Source organism: Vibrio sp. 1CM23M, from assembly GCF_023161755.1.
Lineage (GTDB): Bacteria > Pseudomonadota > Gammaproteobacteria > Enterobacterales > Vibrionaceae > Vibrio > Vibrio coralliirubri.
This window is the reverse complement of the sequence record NZ_JALNTR010000002.1, coordinates 1105692-1123531: the sequence shown is the minus strand read 5'-3', so window position 1 is coordinate 1123531 and position 17840 is coordinate 1105692. Positions and strand designations below refer to the sequence as shown.

The window sequence follows — 17840 nt, the reverse complement described above, 5'->3', positions numbered from 1 at the left end:
CTTTTTTTATTCGTTGAGCTTAATTAACTCCGTATTGAAATGCCTACGCCATTCTTTGCGTCGGCTTCCAACGTGCTAGCTCTGGATCAAGCTTGATACCTTGTGAGGTCAGCAAGTTAACACGAGCCAAGTACGCCGCACCGTGCATCAAATGTTTAGCAAGGTCGACCGCATTACGTTGTTGGTAATCGTCTAGGTAGCTGTCTTTCGCCCATGCGTTGAATGCGCCAAGTGCAGGACCAGCCCATACTTGATAATCCATCTCACGACCTTGTTCGCCCGTGTTTGACCAACGGCTAGAAAGCCCTAAGTACCAACGGAAGATCAACGCCATCTTACGCTTTGGGTTGCCTTCAGCACGTTCGATCTGTTTAGGATCGCGCTCGTTAAAGTGCGCCACAGTTCCCGCCCAAATATCATCCAGTGTTGAACGGAATACCTGTTTCTCTAGCTTTTGACGCTCTTCAGCTGGAATCGCTTCAATCGAGTCGTAACGTGTGTAGATCTCGTACAGCTTGTTCGCACGCATTGGGAACAAGGTGCCACGTTTAACCACTTGCAGTTTCACGCCCATTTCGAACATGTCTGCCGCCGGAGCCATAGTCACGTCAGCCATTTCGGTTGTCGAAAGTAGCTTACGAGTGTGTTCGCTCGCGCCAGCCTCAACACACGCTTGGTTGATAGAACCGGTAACAATGTATGCCGCACCCATGTTAAACGTCGCTAGAGCAGCGTCAGGCGTACCTACGCCACCACCACAACCGACACGTAGCGGTGTTTTAAATTGGTACTGAGCTTGGATTTGCTCTTTCAGGGCAAGAATCGTTGGTAGTAAGGTAACCAGCGGACGGTTATCGGTGTGACCACCAGAATCGGCTTCTGCAGTAATGTCGTCCGCCATAGGAACAAGCTGTGCTAGCTCCATCTGTTCTGCTGTGATTCGGCCTTCATCAACCAAAGCTTGCAGCATTTTCACAGGAGCTGGCTGCATGAACTTACTTGCGACTTCAGTACGGCTTACTTTAGCAATAACCTTGTTGCCAATCTGAATCTCACCTTGTGCATCGCGGCTAAGGCCCGCTGCACGGTAGTGAACGATTTGCGGTGTTAGACCTAAGAAAGCAGAAGCCTCAACCGTTTTTACTTTATGCTTCAAAAACAGCTCAACACTGCCGCGCTCTAGTGCGGGTTCGCTTGGGCTGTGAATCAGGTTAAACGCGTAAGGACCGTTTGGCAGTGCTGCTTGAATGCGGTTAATCGCTTGCTCAACACGAGACGGGATTAAACCCGCCGCGCCAAATGAACAAAGAATGCCAGCTTGGCCAAGCGCAATCACCAACTCTTCAGATGAAATGCCATTTGCCATTGCGCCAGCGTAGTAAGCGTATTTCACGCCGTGGCAGCGACGAAAATCTTCGTCGCCTAGGCTTTGTGTACCAAGAGCCGGAGCAAAGGCGCTAACAGGTTGGCTGTTCGCAGAGCTTGCTGAATCGCCTGATGCAATCTCAGCTTGTTGGCTTACGCCTAGGCCTTTTTCTGGGTGGTTCACTACGTAACAAGCAAGGCTTAAATCTTTCAAGATTGTCGACATTGCTGCGTTATCGAAACGCGTTGTGTTCTCTTCGATCTGCCAAGGCCACGGAGATAGCTTTTCATTATTGATTGTAGTTTGAGTTGTCATACTAAATTCTTTCCTAATTCTCTGTCTCTAATGGCGGCTTATGCTTTCTTGATACCAGGAGCTTTATCGATAGCAGGGGCTTCTTCGATACAAATCGCGATGTCTTTCACTTCGTAAATACGTAGACCATCTTTACTCAGGTTTGCGTCACCAACGATGATGCGTTTGCCATCTTCGTCTTTAATCGCAGTGATGTGTACATCCAGAGACATCTGTTTGTTCAAAGGGTTGATCTGACCACGGTATTTCCATTTCACTTCCGATTGGATCTGACCAAACTTCGGATTGCGGAAGCTAGCACCAAGGTCTTTGTTTAGCGCGTAGGTTTGCATCAGTTCGATGATCGCTTCGACACCTAGAGAACCTGGCATTACTGGATCTTGATGGAAGTGGAACTGGAAGAACCAATCGCTTGGGTCAATCGTACGCTCAGCGTATAAGTAACCTAGACCGTCTTTACCACCATCGCTGGTGATCTGCACAGTATCGATAAAGTTCAAGCGACCGCCAGCCAGTTGGTAATGCTCTTGCACTTCACCAGTAGCAGAAACAGGTGCATTGAAGTAACGCGTTGTTTTGTCTAGTAGGTTGATGTTTACATCCGGCGTGCGGTTGTTATCAACGTGCCAAGGATGAGTCACCTTACCGTTATCCAAACCTAGTTGGTCTTTCAGAGCAGCGCCTTTGAAGTAACCAAATACCGCTGTACCTTCGTAGAAAGGCACGCCGTCAGTGCTCAGTTCGAAGCTAAAGCTCTGTACTATGTTAGTGCCCATCATTACGGTTGAAAGCAGGCGAGAATCATTGGTGATCGTTTTGCCACGCAAGTCGACGTTACGCAGCATTTTGCCGCTGCCGTCTAGGTTACGGAAAAACAGTTCTTCACCTGGGAAGCCCAGAGTGGTGCCCATGTAGCCAGAGATGAAGCCGTTTGGCTGCAGTGAAATCTCCATCAATACCGAATAAGGCATCAATGTGTGGTGGCTGTTCTCATCAAAGTACCATGCATTTTCTGGCACTTCGTATTCTGCGATACACGATGAAGGCTTCTTGAAGTCGCCACGCTTGCCATCAATCTCTACGACACGAGTGGTTAGCTGTAGATCGCCACACGGAGTACGTGGTGGGATCATTCCACGGTAGATTGAGAAGTCAGGGCCGAAACATTTCTCGATATCGCCCGTTGCGAATTCGAACATGTGGTAAGGCGTGAACGGAACCGTATCGGGTGTGCGATTTGGGTAATCTGGAGTCACCGGAGCTTCAACGTGTTGAAGAGGAACGACACCCTTGTTTGGTGCAGTTTCTAGGTCTTCAATTTGAGCCATAAGTGGCGCATTTGCTGAAGCTTGTTGGTTCACTGCTGGCGTATGGCCCAAGCTTTCATTGTCCAAGCTTTCGATAACAGGGGTCGTGACAGCTGTTTCTAAAGAAGGCAGGTAACGAGTACATTCGTCGTCTTCTTTGATCATTACACCCAAGTTTTGGAAATCAACAATCACTTTGCCGTTCAGCAAAATATCGATGTTAGCTTTCGCGTATGGGCGAGGGCTTAGACCAATCTCGGTCACTTCCATGCGGTAAGTCAGTTCTGCAGATTGCGGTAGAACTTGACCACGACAACGCACTTGTTGAGGGGCATTTTCAAGCGGTTGGAAACGACCATTTTGAACAAGCGTATGCATGCCAAGGTGCATCATGAAGAATTGAAGCAGCTGACCACAACCTTCTGCCATCAAAGATCCAGCCATTACTGAGTCATCTTTGAAGTGACAAGGGAAGTACCAGTGCTCAGGCTCTAGCTGCTTGTGACCTTCAATCAGACCAAGTCCCCATGTGCCGCCTTGTGGTTCAACGCGGCTAACCTTTTCGATCATCATGAACTTCTCTGAGCTGAAGCACAAAGAAGGCTGGTGGCGATTAGATTGGTGAGTTGGACCAAAACACTCTGCAATGTTTGCAGTCAGTAGGTGGCGCAATTCTTGGTGGTTAAACTGAGTTTTAGGGCAGTGCAACATAGGGTCGAAGCGTTGCTTAGTCGCCAGCTTACGAGCCTTGATTTCATCTTCAGTGTGAATCACACCTTTGCCATCTGCTAGCTCTTCATCAGTGAAGAAGCCCGCACAGCCGTTATCCATTTTCAGGATCATTTTGTCGCCAACGAAACATTCGTACGAGAAGAAGAACAGCAGGGTGTCGCCATTGCGAGCAAAGCTATTGATTGAGATATCGTAACGCAGCGTATCGCCACCACGAGGCAAGTCGCCAAGGAAGGTCAACGTACAATCAAGCAGGCGATAAACACGCTCGCCTTTGTTTTCGAAATCAATGCCTAAGTAGCTGATCAGCATTAGGTCACACTGACCAGATTCAACTGCAACAGCCCAAGGGATCTGACCATCTACAAGATACGGCGCATCAACAGGGATGTCGTATTCGGTGGTCATGGTGCTTGGCTTGTATTCGTTAACGGTCGCGTTGAGCTTGGTTACACGAGATACCAATAGGTAGTCTGTGGTTGGTAGGCGAACGCGGCGCGAGTAGCTATCGATGATCGCGTAATCGGGGCCAAACACGTTCGCAATATCACCTTCCGCATACTCAACCAGATCATCGTAATCCCAGATACACGGCTTACGGATAGGTTTTACTGGTGCTGGCGTTGCAAGTACGTTGACTGGCACTGACTGAACCTGAGCCGGTTGAGCTTGAACAGGCTGAGCTGGCGTTTGTTGACCATTCGTTTGTTGAGAAAGGGCATTGCTATCTAAACCAGACGTCACTGCGTTTAGCTGTGCTTTTAATAGCGCATCAGCCATCTGCATGCCTTGGGCACGAGTGTGCAGGAATGCTTTGTGTACCTGTTGAGCTGCTTGCTGATTTTGAGCAAAAGCTTGGTTGTGTGGTGTTACAGACGGCTGTAATGCTGCATCCGTATTAGCGTCGATTTGAGACGCGCCATTTTTAGCGGATAGGACATGAGTCATATTGCTGTGGTTACCTGTTAGCTGACTGTGGCGAGTTGGCGCCAGAGTAGGGGATACTGATGTAGGAGTTTCGATTACTGGCTCTACCGCGTTTTGCGCTAGTGCTTTCTTCTCTAACTCTTTTTGCGCAATCGCTGCTTGAATGCTTGCTGTCGTTGGAACCGACGCCACTCTTGCTGCTTGTTTGCCAAAAGCTTTCTGCTGAATCGTAGCCAAGTTAGTCACTGGGGTTTGGGCAATATGTTGATAGATATCGCGACCACCAAGAGTCACTTGCTTAACCACTTGACGTTTAGCATCGCTCGCCAGTTCATTGCTTAAACGAACGGAAAGTGACTGAGATTCAACACTCGACTGGCTTAGTAGCAGCTGTGAACATTGTCCTTCGCTGATGTTGGCAACAATCGCGTTCTTAGAGCGGACATTTGGATTCAGAGACTCAAGGTTCAGGTTTAGCAGACCGTGTAGCAGGCTTGCCATACCAGAAGCTGCAGAGCAATGACCAACACGCTGACTCGCTTGAGTCGTCTTTGGGTTCGCGAAACTTAGAGACGAAGACTGATGTAATGAAGATTCAGGTGCATGGTTAAGCTCAAGCAGAGAAACATCGTTTGAGCTCATACCGACTTGAGTCAGTAACTCATCAACAACGGTGTTGTTACGCTCGCTTGAACCAAACGCTAATGCGTTGATGCTGCCGTAAGCCGCATCTTGGTTGCTCGCTACTTGGTTTTCTTCAACAAGAACAATTGCACCTGCGCCTTCACCCACATTCCAACTGCCGTCTTGCGGTTGCCCGAATTTTGGAGAAAGTGACACTGGGCTCACGCTGTTCTTCAGAATCACATGTTCCGCACTGCCGCTTAGATCGACGGCTGCAATTACGACGGCATCCATGGACTCTTGCGACATTAGGTTTTGCGCGACATCGATACAACGAGCAACTGACTGTTCAGCGGCTGAGATCGTAAAGGCAGGGCCGTTAAAGTCCCACAATGAAGAGATACGCGAAGACATGATGTTGCCGATGAAACTGGTGTATTGGTTCAGCTTGGCTGCGTCCATCACACTGTCCATCGCGATGGTTTCTAGCGATTGGTATTCGTCTTGTGTTAGCTCAATACCCATGTTGGCAAAGCTGTCAGCCAATTGGCTATGCAGGTTTACGCGCCCACGGAATTGGTGCATCTCAAGCTCAGTTTCCATCGCGACTAAAACCGCAACCTTTTGGCCTGCTACAAGCTTGGCATCTTTGATGGCTTCGTCTGCAACTTTCATCAGTAGCAACTGCTGAGAGATCAAACGGTCATCTTCATTTGGCGGCACTTTGAAGCGAAGGAAATCGAGGTCGAATTGATCGATGTACGCGCCATTTGGAATACCGTGTAAACCAAACTGATTCAGCAGTTCTGGATGTTGGTCTAAGCCTTTCCAGCGTTTCTTAGGCAAGGCAATGAAAGCATCGTTGTTGGTTTCAATCGCAGTGCTTAGCGCGTTGATGCTTTGCAGAGAACCAAAGTGAGACGCTAGACCTGTAATGCTTAAATTAGACGGTTGTAGGCTTGGAGAAGCCGACTCTTGAGTCTGGTTTACATGACGAGTGTCTGAATACGCTTCAAGCAGTAAGTGAGCATTACAACCACCGAAACCAAATACAGAAACACCCGCGCAGCGCTCTGGGTTGCCCGCTTTATTTGGCCAAGGTTGAACTTGCGTTGGCAGAGTCTGTGAGCCAAATAAACCTTCTGGCGACGATAGTGGCTTATCCAAGTGAATACTTGGTGGAAGCACGCCTTCTTTCATCGCAAAGATCATCTTCATGATCCCCGGCATACCCGCCGCAGTCAGTAAGTGACCGAGGTTGGACTTCGCAGAGCCAATCAATGGCGGGTTAGAACCATTCAATTTGTCAGCAAAGAAACGCTCCATTGAGGTTAACTCAACCTTATCACCTAATGGCGTGCCGGTTGCGTGACACTCAATCACTTCAATGCTGTCTGGCGATAGGTTAGAAGCTTCGTAAGCGCGTTCAAAGGCTTGTACTTGTCCTTTGCTATTTGGGCTTAATACGAACTGGCCACGGCCATCGTTCGACAAGCCAATACCGCTGACGACTGCGTAGATATTGTCGCCATCACGCTCTGCATCAGCCAAACGTTTTAGCACTAAAACACCGGCACCTTCGCCAGCAAACAAGCCTTTACTATTGCTATCAAACGGAACCGACACACCGTGATCAGGGTAAGCGTGGAAGATGGAAAAACCCATGTTGATAAAGAATGGGTCAGCACCGGATACCGCGCCTGCTAACATCATGTCGGCCTTGCCTGTGTTCAAGTAATCACACGCTAACTTCAATGAATACACTGAGCTTGCACATGCCGCATCTAGGCTAAGTTGTACGTTGCCTAAACCTAATGCATCAGCCACTAACTTAGAGGCGTTGTGTGCAGCGGCACCATTGATCGGATTAAGGTCTTGCGCGGTTTCATTGGTTGGTAGCAGCGAAAACTGGTCATTAGCCAATTTAGCTTGTAGTGCCTTTTCGACGACCGAGTGATACATCGGCAGAAACAGGTCGTTCGAGCGTGTTGTTGGGAACGAAAGGGCACCCATGATCACGCCTGTGCGCTCTAAAACATCGGCATTCAGATCAATACCTGCGTCGAATAACGCCTTACGACTCGTGTCCAAAGCCCATAGGAAACTCTGGTCAACACCGTTGAACGATTCTGCTGTTAAGCGGTAGCCATTGCTGTCGAAATTGAAGTTTTCGATGTAGCCGCCTTTATCACAATAAAAGCGATCCGACTCACCTTGCACGCCCTGATAGCTTTCAGGTTTAGCACCTAACTTTTCAGCGCTTAATGTGGTGCGAGAATCTTTTTTATCTAGCAAGTTTTGCCAAAAGTCTTTTGGCGTATCCGCTTCTGGGTATTGGTTAGCAATACCGACAATCGCGATCTTATTGCACTTCACTCGCTGTTTGTTCTGAGCTTGATATTGAGATGGCTTCGATTGAGAACTCATACTAGCTCTCCTTGATGATTCACTGCGCTGCCTTGAGACACACCACTTAATTGCTTAGCGGCGGTGATCTGTTGTTCTAGCCCTTGAATAAGTGGCTCGACAGACAGTGGAATTTGATGAGTAATGAGCTGACCAATGCATTTGATGATCGTGACAATATCGTCACCGCCTTTGGCATTGGAAGCGATTGAGCAGTACTGGTCTGCTACGTTGTCGCTACGATTGATCTTGTCGATCAATGTGCTGGTTTGACGATCGGCACCTACTTCTATAAACAGACGAGCACCTTGTTGACGCGCACTCTGGATCAACGCGGTGAAATCTAACGTTGAACAGAAGGTGTCGGCAATCGAAAGGGCGATACTATCGCTGTCGATATTGATTGGTGCGCCAGTCGGTAGACCTGCTGCGCTGATAAAGCGGATATGCTTTGGCAACTCGTCGAACAGTGGTTGAGTGTAAAACTCCTGCACTTGGCTATGCTGGCTCAACGCTGGCGTGGTGTGCATTGCAGTAACACGGTTCGCGGCAATGCCACGTTTACCCAGTTTCTTGAGCAGAGCACGACAGGTGCTTTCACAGCCTGCCAGTACGCAAGTATCACCTTGGATGATAGCGAGATAAGCGCGCGGAAACTCTGGTAACAGAGCCTCAATCGCTTGTGCATCACTGCGAACCACAAAGCTATTCCATTGGATGCTTTCGTCGCCGTTCAGCTGCCAATCTTGACGCACTGCGGTGAGTTCGCCAGAAATAGCAGTGGTGAAGATAGGACTGGTCTGAGTCATCTCAATCAGCGCATGTGGATTTTTCCAAACATTTAAGCTGGCCCACATGGAGGCTTCACCCTTGGAGTAGCCCAAGGCGAAATCTGGCTGCACTTTGAATTCATCACACAGCAGTTGTGTTAACAGATAACTACTGCCCACACCTGCAATTGCCAATTCACTGAGCGACATCTCTTGCGAGTTTTCAGCGTAGGTTTTGTCGGCCTGCAGCATCTCTTTCAAGTTACCTTCACGTTCTAAACGAGCAAATAACTGTGGGAAATGGTGGTGAAACTCGCGCAACATACCGGGATAAACCGTGCCAACACCAGGGTAAATAAATGCAACGCCACCTTTGCTTTGAGGCATCGGTGAGAAACAACTGCCCGCTGGCGTTTTGTATTGGCTATTTTCAGCCATTACTTTTGGCAACGCATTTTCTAGCGCTGTGATCTCTTGTATTGCAGCATCAATTGAAGCCGCTTGAATCACGATGTTCGCACCACGGCCAGCATTGTGCTGAATGCTTTGGAAGTGACTTAGGTTTGAATGCATCAAGGTAGCGATAGCAAGTTTGCTGTCTGCCGCTTCGTTAACGAATTTAAGCTCAGCTCTTAGTGAGGTCAACTGAGAAACCAATTCAGCTTGGTCATTGCCAGAAACCACAAACATCAAACGCTCGCTCGATAGCAAGGGTTTTGGTTCTTGCAAACCGGTCGCTTGAGTCAATATCAGGCTGGTGGATTTCTTGTTTTCTTCGCTGAAGGTTAACGCAGCAACACGTGCTTTGTTCGGCTCAGTGAACCAATAGTGGTTCGGTAATGAATAGCTCGGCAATGAACGGCTCGATATTGCATTCACCATATTCAGCAATTGACCAAACTGTTGCGAAGCCGATAAGTCAGAGTGTTGCTGTTGATGACTTAAATCTGTCGCGGGGCGGCGTGCAATATCCAGAGCAAGCTGAATGCTATCTCCGGTAGCTGTATCTACAAAACCCGCTAGATAAGCGTGTGGATGAATCTTGTTTTGAGCAGCGGTCAGTGCACTCAACATCAACAATGATGGTGAGTGAGAATCCAAACAAAGCTTAACAGCACTACCTTGATTGACTGCCTCAATCGCTTGAACAAGTGCTTGATCAAAGTTGCCATCAACCACAATAGTAACCATCTCTGGAAGCGTAGGTGATAAGTCGGCAGAAAGCTCAGCTGCGTTTGCTGGCTGAGCTAAAAGAGCGATGCGCAATGGCATCGCTTTATTAGTAGGAACAGTCACTATGACAATTGCTCCTTTTCTGCGTTCTTAGTCGTCTCTTTCTTTGATACTGATGAGCTAGACTTCGGCAAAAATGCGTCGTTTAAGCTCTTGCTGATGGTGACTTTTGCACCTTTCATTACCGCACTTAAACGACCATCTTGGTGGAAAAGCGAGATATCAGCTTGCAGAGAACGAGCCGTGCTTTTGATCACGCTCAGCTCTAGCCAACCTTGGTCACCATTGTGCATCGGTGCGTAACAAATAAATTCACCGATTGCAGACGGTAGGCTTGCCGCGCCGTATTTCAATCGAGCCCATACCAACATGGCTTGCAACAGATAATCTTCAGCAAATGGTTGGCTATCGCCAAAGCCTTGCTTAGGAATAAATGATCCGCAGTCGCTGTTTTCAATCTGAGGCAACTGGCATTGAGCCAATAAGCCTAAGTCGTCAAAGCGTTCAACTGAGGTAATACCTTGCAGTCTTGGTCCGTGAAACAGAGTGCCGTCACTGTATAGAGCTTGTGCCGTTGTTACAGGTGCTGAAGTTTTGGCTTCAAAGCGCTTTTCTGACGCTTGTTGAACATCTTCAGACACTTGCACAGAGGCAACTTGCAACTGAGCTTGATACTGTGGTCGCCCTTGGCAACTGATCACTGCTTTTAGCTGCTCTTTTGATTTAGCATCAGAAGAAAGAACCAGTTTCAGCTCTTGCACTTCATCAGTATCAAAAATCACACCCTTAAGCAGTTTGTAGTTGTGAACGCTAACGTTTACCCCTAACAGTTGCTCTGCCACTTCACGCATCCATTGGATGGCACACACTGTCGGTAACACTGGGTTACCGGCAATGCAGTGATCTTGGATGAAAGGCAAAGCCTTAGGGTCAAGATGACGTGTCACAGTGATGCTTGTATTCAGCGGACTCTTTGCAAGATGCACAGACTCCGCATTAAGCTTTTTTACAGCAGCTTCCTTGTTGTCAGAACCTTGCATGCTCGTACCAACCAGCAGTTGAATGCCAGTTTCGTTCAGTAGTTGAGAACTAAACAGCTCTGCACCTGCCTGAAGAGGAATTACGTACACGCCGCGCTCGGTAAACATACGTTTCAGTGCTGCGTTGACCATGCCGCCGTCCCACGGTCCCCAGTTGAAGCTCATCACTTTCGCTTGAGGGTTACGCGCAGACAGTTGTAGAGCCGCTTTGTTTAGGATCTCGTTAGACATCGAGTAGTCACTTTGGCCTGTGTTTCCGTAGAATCCCGCCGCCGAAGAGAACATCGCAATCAGTTTTAGTTTGCTGCTCTCAAGACCACCAAGAACCGCTTCTAGCCCGCCCACTTTCGTGCCGTAAACCATGTTCAGTTCATTAAGTGTTTTATCTTGAATGTGTTTGTCAGCCAGTACACCTGCACCGTGGATAAGACCCGTGATGCCGTCGAAATTCGCCAGTGTTTTCGCTACAGACTCATGGTTCGACACATCTAGGCTTAGGTACTCAGCGCTCGCGCCAATCTCGTTGAAAGCGGCAAGTGCTGCGTTGATTTCAAGGCTGCTCAATACAGGTTTTAGCAAGGTATCAACTTTCTTTGGCGTTGGTTTGTCACCTGTTGCTTGTAGGTGAGCAATAGCCGCTGGTTTTAGCTCTTTCTCTTGCTTGCCTTGTGCCCACTGAGGTAGCTCAGCTGAAGTAATATGCTTACTACGACCTGCAAGAATGAAATGAGACTTACATTGCTTAGCAAGCGTCAGTGCACATTCAAACGTCACGCCTTTAGCGCCACCCGTTACCAGAACTTTGTCGCTCTTGGTGAGTTGAGCGCCTGTGTTCTTCGTTTGTGCAGCACCTGGTGTTGCCGCAATCAATGTTGCACGACCAGATTCACCGTTTTCTGCATGGCTAAGGCCGATTTCAACCGTGTTGGTATCGATATCGAACAGTTCGCTTGTGATAGCTTCAGCTAGGTGACGAGCATCAATCGAAGCGTCAGCATCCAATGCACGGCAGAACACGTTTGACCATTCATGGCTCAGTGTCTTAGTTAGACCAGACAGTGCTGCTTGGTTAAGTTCTGCGTTCGCTAATTGCTTAGTATCTAGGTAACCAAAGCCACCATCGATACGGCTTAGTGTGAAGAACACGCTGCGACCAGAAACGGTATTCAGCTGACCATTTAGGTGCTTCGCGAATAAGAACGCTGTGGTTAGTGAAGCTCTTGAGTCTGCATTCAAGTTAACCGCTTGCTCGTTGCTTTGCTTAGTATCAACGATAGCTTGTAGGTGAATGAAGCCAGCAATCACTTTGTTCGACGTTTTAAGGTCTGCTTCGATGTCGTTAATAACCGCAGTCACACCAGCATCATCAACGCTGTTGAGTGTGTAGCTTGCGATTTCACTGTTTAAAGGTGACGCGACAGAAAGAGCACTACGCACTACAGCAACTTGAATGCCGTTAGCGGTCAACTTTTCTGCTAGAACACCGGCGTTGTGACCATCATCTGTGATCACGACACAAGCGTCTTTTGAGAAACAATCGACGAGTTTATCTGCCGCTGGTAGCTTTTTTAGCGCTACCTCATTGTGTGGAGGAAGTTCCGCTGTCGCTGTTTCTGCGATAGGCGTTACTGATTCAGCTTTTGGAGTCGCTACGGGTGCAGCAGCGGATAGCTTGCTTTGCATGTAAGTAACGATTTCACCAAGCGTACGACACTCAGCTAGGTCTTCAGGGTTTAGTTCTGGCAGCGTTGGTAGCTGGTCTTGAACTGTACCTAGAATTTCAACGCGTTTGATAGAGTCGATGCCAAGGTCTGCTTCCATGTCCATCGCTAGGTCGAGCATTTCTGCTGGGTAGCCTGTTTTGTCGGCAACCACTTCCATCATTGTTGATTGAACATGAGCTGGGTTTAGGTCGTTGCTCGTGCTTTCTACAGCTGCATCTGAAACGGGTGCTGCGTTAGAAGCCTCATTAGCGCCTAGCTTGCTGTTCATGTAGTCAACGATTTCGCCAAGAGTACGACACTCAGCTAGATCTTCAGGGTTCAGCTCTGGCAATGTTGGTAGCTGGTCTTGAACTGTTCCAAGGATCTCAACACGTTTGATTGAGTCGATGCCAAGGTCTGCTTCCATGTCCATTGCTAGGTCTAGCATCTCTGTTGGGTAGCCCGTTTTATCCGCGACTACGCTCAGCATTGTGCTTTGAACTTGTTCTGCGTTTAAACCGTTTGATACTGCTTGTACTGGTGCAGATGCTTGAGTTGCTACTGGAGCAGACACCGGAAGCTTACTGTTCATATAGTCGACGATCTCGCCTAGAGTACGACACTCAGCGAGATCTTCAGGGTTTAGCTCTGGAAGAGTCGGTAGCTCGTCTTGAACTGTACCTAGGATTTCAACACGCTTGATTGAGTCGATACCAAGGTCAGCTTCCATATCCATTGCTAGGTCTAGCATTTCAGTCGGGTAGCCCGTTTTCTCTGCGACTACTTTTAACATGGTTTTTTGAACGACAGCGGCATCTAGTCCGTTGTTAGATGTTACCGGAGCAACTACTTCAGTTTGTGCTGCAACTGGTGCAGACGCTGGAAGCTTGCTGTTCATGTAAGCAACGATTTCGCCAAGAGTACGACACTCAGCTAAGTCTTCAGGGTTTAGCTCTGGAAGAGTAGGCAGTTCATCTTGAACCGTACCAAGAATCTCAACACGTTTGATTGAGTCGATACCAAGGTCTGCTTCCATATCCATTTCTAGATCAAGCATTTCCGTTGGGTAACCTGTCTTCTCAGCAACCACTTCTAGCATGGTTTGTTGAACGACTTTCGCATCAAGACCATTAGCTACAGCAGCTGCTTGAACTGGTGCAGCTTCATTATTTGAAACTCCAGAAGGCATCTTGCTGTTCATGTAAGTAACGATTTCGCCAAGAGTACGACACTCAGCTAAATCTTCAGGGTTCAGCTCAGGTAGGTTTGGCATTTCGTCTTGAACGGTACCAAGGATCTCTACGCGCTTGATTGAGTCGATACCAAGGTCTGCTTCCATGTCCATTTCTAGGTCAAGCATTTCCGTTGGGTAACCTGTTTTCTCAGCGACCACTTCTAGCATCACTTTTTCAGCATCGGCTGTTTGTACTGCTACTGGCGCAGCCACAGGAGCCGGTTTCGCTTTAACTGGCACAGGCTGAGCTGCAACAGGTGCTGCTGCTTGAGCCACTACTTGTGGTGCAGGAACGGCTTTCTGGACTGGAGCTTGTTGAGTTGCTGTCTTTTGAAGCGGTGCAGCTTGAACTGGCGCCGCTTGTACAGAGGCAGTTTGCACTTTAGCTACAGGCTGTTGAACGATAGCTGTTGGAGCCGCTGGAGCTTGAATCGCTGGTTGAGCATTGACTGGCGCAACGAAGGTTGGTTGTGCCGTTTGCACGGAACCTTGCGTCAGCATATTAAGTGCAGAGCTGTTGCTGTGCGCTTGCATCTCTAGGTAATGAGCGTGGGCTTTTAGCGTTTCAGCTTGGTGCTGGTGGAACATCTCCATAGAACGCTGTAGGTTCTCAGGAATTGCTACGCCTGCTGTTGCCATTTTCGCTTGCTCAGACATTAGGGTGTTGAACGTGTCACCGTATTGCTGAGGAATTGCAAGGAACTGCTGATGTACTTCTGCTGCTTGTTGTTGAGCATTGAAGAACGATTGCAGTGAAGATTCATCAACCGTTACTTGAGCTGCTGGCTGAATAGTCGCTGGTGCCGGTTGTGACACTTGTGGCTGCTGAGCTGCTGTTGCTACTTGTACGCTTGGTACAGGTGCAACTGATGGTTGTGCATTTGAAGCTTGAGGAGCAGCCACTGGTACTTCAACAATTTCTGTTTTAATCACTTCTTTTTCCACGATTTTCTCGACTTCAACTTTCACTTCAACAATCTCAGTCTTTTCGGTGACGTTGCCTGAAGCCAATGATTGATCCATTTTCTTACGAGTAGCAGGGCTGATGTAGTTGGTTGCATTCAGCTTGATGTTCATTGGTGATGCCTTTGCAGGTTCAGCAATGTCAGCTTGGTAAGGGTCAATGTTGTCTAATGAAACACCAGCCACACACAGTTGAACCGCAGCTAAGCGAAGTTGTTGGTCACTGTCGCCTTTAGGGCTTGGGTTGATGCTGATTGCGTAAAGTTCTTCGTTCTTATCAGCCAATGTTTTCTCAACCAGCTTTTGAAGAATGTTCTTAGGACCGAACTCAACGAATACGCGCGCGCCTGCTTCATACATCGCTTCAATTTGCTCGCTGAAACGAACCGATTGCAGCATGTGTTGCTTGAACGCTTTCTTGATCGCTTTAGCGTCTTTGCTGTGAAGTTTGCCTGTTGCGTTTGAGTAAAGCGGCAGCGTTGGAGCGCTGAATGAAGCTTTATCAATTGCATAAGCAAATGGTTTTTGAGCGTGGGCAACAAGCGGCGTGTGGAACGCGCCAGAAACAGGCAGAGCAATTGCTTTGAAGCCTTGTTCTGTTAGCGCTTGTGCTGCTTGTTGAACCGTCGCAGTTGGACCTGCAATAACCAGTTGAGTCGGAGCGTTGTAATTGGCAATACTCACGCCTTCGAATTGGCTGATACAGTTTTCAACGGCTGGAAGTTTGTCTGCGTCTAGGATGACCGCAAACATAGTACCGCTGTCACCTTGTTCAGGTGTCGCAGCCATCGCATCGCCACGAGCGAAAGCTAGCTGGTAGTAATCGTCTTGCGAGATAACACCCGATGCACATAGTGCACTTAGCTCACCAAAGCTGTGGCCTGCAACCATGTCTGCTTTGAAGCCTGCTTGAGTCATGATGTCGAACTGACCCATAGACACAGTACCAATCGCACTCTGCGCATTGGCCGTGTTGGTTAACACCGCTTCTTGAGCTTTGGTTGCTTCTGGTGTGAAGGTTGGAATTGGGAACAGAATTTGTGACAGAGCCGTTTTCTTGTGCTGACCAAATACTTGATCCGCTTGAGCAAGCTGTTGGCGCATTTCAGGGTAATGACAAGCAAGCTCGCGACCCATGTTCAGGTATTGCGAACCTTGACCTGCAAATAGCGCCGCTACTTTACCCGCACCGTTTTCAGCAATCAGTGCTGACTCACGGTAGCTAGTACCGTTTGGCATCTGCCAATGTGTTTTGGTTTGACTCTCAAGCATAGAAATCGCTTGAGTCAGTTGCGCTTGAAGGTCTGCTTGGTCAGTGACAACTAAACCAATACGAGCGTACTTAGCGTTAACTTCGCGTAGAGCATGTTGCTCAGCAAGCGCTTCTAGTTTGAACGCAGCATCTGCCGCTTGAGTTGAAACCTGTTTTAGTTCATTGATCAGTGCTTGACGAGATTCTGCGCTGAATAACAGTGTTTGTGGCACTTGGCGCTGACGGTATTTGTCACCGCGAGCGTGCTCTGGTGTGTACTCTTCTAATACAACGTGGAAGTTAGTGCCACCAAAACCAAATGAGCTAATACCTGCACGGCGTGGTGTGCCGTCGACACGTTTCATCCAAGGACGCGTTTGTGTGTTTAGGTAGAACGGCGAGTTTTCGATATCCAGTTTAGGATTCGGAGCCGATACGTTAATCGTTGGCGGCAGTACTTTGTGGTGCAGTGCCAATGCAGCTTTGATTAAACCTGCAGTACCCGCAGTTGATTTGGTGTGACCAATCTGAGATTTCACAGAGCCTAACGCAATGTGTTGCTTCTCTTCATTGTTCTCGCTGAATACCGAGTTCAAACCACCAAATTCAGCAACGTCACCCGCTGCTGTACCTGTGCCGTGCGCTTCTAAAAGGCCAAGCGTGTGCGGTGCGAAACCTGCGTCATCGTAAGCACGTTTCAGTGCTTTTGCTTGTCCTTCAGGGCGAGGGGCGTAAATACTCTTGAACTTACCATCCGAAGAAGAACCGACACCTTTAATCACTGAGTAGATTCTGTCGCCGTCGCGCTCTGCATCTTCAAGACGCTTAAGAGCAACCATGCCAATGCCTTCACCAATCATCATGCCTTTTGAATCGATGTCGAAAGGTTGAATGGTTTCGTTTGTAGTGAATGCTGGGGTTTTAGAAAAGCTCATGTACATGGTTGGTGAGTTATCAGTACACACACCACCTGTGATCATCATTTCACTGCGGCCTTCAACCAGCTCGCTCAGTGCCATGCGCATTGCGGCTAGAGAACCAGCACACGCAGCGTCTACCACACAGTTGATGCCACCAAGGTCAAAGCGGTTAGCAATACGACCTGAAATGACGTTACCCAATGAACCAGGGAATGAGTTCTCTTCCCAGTGGATGTATTGGTCTTGGAATTTTTTGATCAGCATTTCGCTGTCTTCGTCGTTGATGCCACTGCTCTTGAAGACTTTTTTCAAAACAGGGTATTGGAGACGAGCATTCAAGCTTTGAGCGATCTTCTGACCACCGCCTACACCGAGTGTAATACCGATCTTATCGCGATCGTAGCCTTCAGGAAGTTTCGCGTCTTCAAGTACTTCTTTTGCCACGATCAGAGATAGCAGCTGTGACGTATCAGTCAGTTCAAGGATATTTGGCGGAAGGCCGAACTCCATTGGGTTGAAGTCAACCTCAGGGATGAAACCGCCGCGCTTACAGTAAGACTTGTCTGGCGTAGTACGATCTGAATCGTAGTAATCTTCTGGGCGCCAGTGCGTATCAGGCACTTCGGTAATTGCATCGATCTTTTCGCTGATCAAATCCCAGAACTTGTTTAGGTAGCGAGAGTTCGCAAACATGCTTGCCATACCAACGATAGCAATTGGCATGTCTTTAAGGCGTTTATTAAGTCGAGTGTCGTCGACTGATTCCGGTGTATTTTTTTCGGGTTGGCTCATTATGAGTCTCCACTAGAAATCACAGAAAGTGATGTCGTGTTTTGAGGCTGCGCTTTTAAAGCTATAGAAAGAAAATCTGAAACAGACTTAGGGAAGCGCAGCTGAAAATTCAGGTTGCTGAGTGGCGGCAACCAGATAGAAATTAGTTTTACGAAGTGCGTTGACTTACGAGAGTAGGGGAGGTGTTTCATGCGCGACGGTGGCATTCAAATGTTGAGGCGATGTCCATTAAAATCCTGTTCAAAGTCTGACTAAA

At 48.2% G+C, this 17840-nt stretch carries 5 protein-coding genes; all 5 read right to left on the bottom strand.

What is annotated here, in order from left to right; translation table 11 throughout:
* Positions 1 to 43: 43 nt before the first annotated feature.
* The 5 genes from pfaD to MSG35_RS24100 are packed head-to-tail and all read right to left on the bottom strand — an operon-like array spanning position 44 to position 17775.
* On the bottom strand, positions 44 to 1681 hold the full coding sequence (pfaD, locus tag MSG35_RS10330; protein WP_048613119.1) for an eicosapentaenoate synthase subunit PfaD: 1638 nt from the start codon (positions 1679 to 1681) through the stop codon (positions 44 to 46).
* A 38-nt stretch (positions 1682 to 1719) separates the two neighbouring features.
* On the bottom strand, positions 1720 to 7698 hold the full coding sequence (locus MSG35_RS10325) for a beta-ketoacyl synthase N-terminal-like domain-containing protein (protein ID WP_248383845.1): 5979 nt from the start codon (positions 7696 to 7698) through the stop codon (positions 1720 to 1722).
* Positions 7695 to 9743, bottom strand: a complete 2049-nt coding sequence (locus tag MSG35_RS10320) for a PfaB family protein (RefSeq protein ID WP_248383844.1) — start codon at positions 9741 to 9743, stop codon at positions 7695 to 7697. The genes MSG35_RS10325 and MSG35_RS10320 overlap by 4 nt, the downstream gene beginning before the upstream one ends.
* Positions 9743 to 17584, bottom strand: coding sequence for a type I polyketide synthase (locus MSG35_RS10315; protein ID WP_248383843.1), 7842 nt, complete (start codon positions 17582 to 17584; stop codon positions 9743 to 9745). Before MSG35_RS10315 ends, MSG35_RS10320 begins: the two co-directional genes overlap by 1 nt.
* Positions 17584 to 17775: a hypothetical protein gene (locus MSG35_RS24100; protein WP_083784101.1), complete on the bottom strand. Its 192-nt coding sequence runs from the start codon at positions 17773 to 17775 to the stop codon at positions 17584 to 17586. The genes MSG35_RS10315 and MSG35_RS24100 overlap by 1 nt, the downstream gene beginning before the upstream one ends.
* Between the last annotated feature and the right edge of the window lie 65 nt (positions 17776 to 17840).

Excerpts from the sequence above, each read along its gene's own strand:
- pfaD (WP_048613119.1), bottom strand. The coding sequence starts at position 1,681 with ATGACAACTCAAACTACAATCAATAATGAAAAGCTATCTCCGTGGCCT.
- MSG35_RS10325 (WP_248383845.1), bottom strand. The coding sequence starts at position 7,698 with ATGAGTTCTCAATCGAAGCCATCTCAATATCAAGCTCAGAACAAACAG.
- MSG35_RS10315 (WP_248383843.1), bottom strand. The coding sequence starts at position 17,584 with ATGAGCCAACCCGAAAAAAATACACCGGAATCAGTCGACGACACTCGA.
- MSG35_RS24100 (WP_083784101.1), bottom strand. The coding sequence starts at position 17,775 with ATGAAACACCTCCCCTACTCTCGTAAGTCAACGCACTTCGTAAAACTA.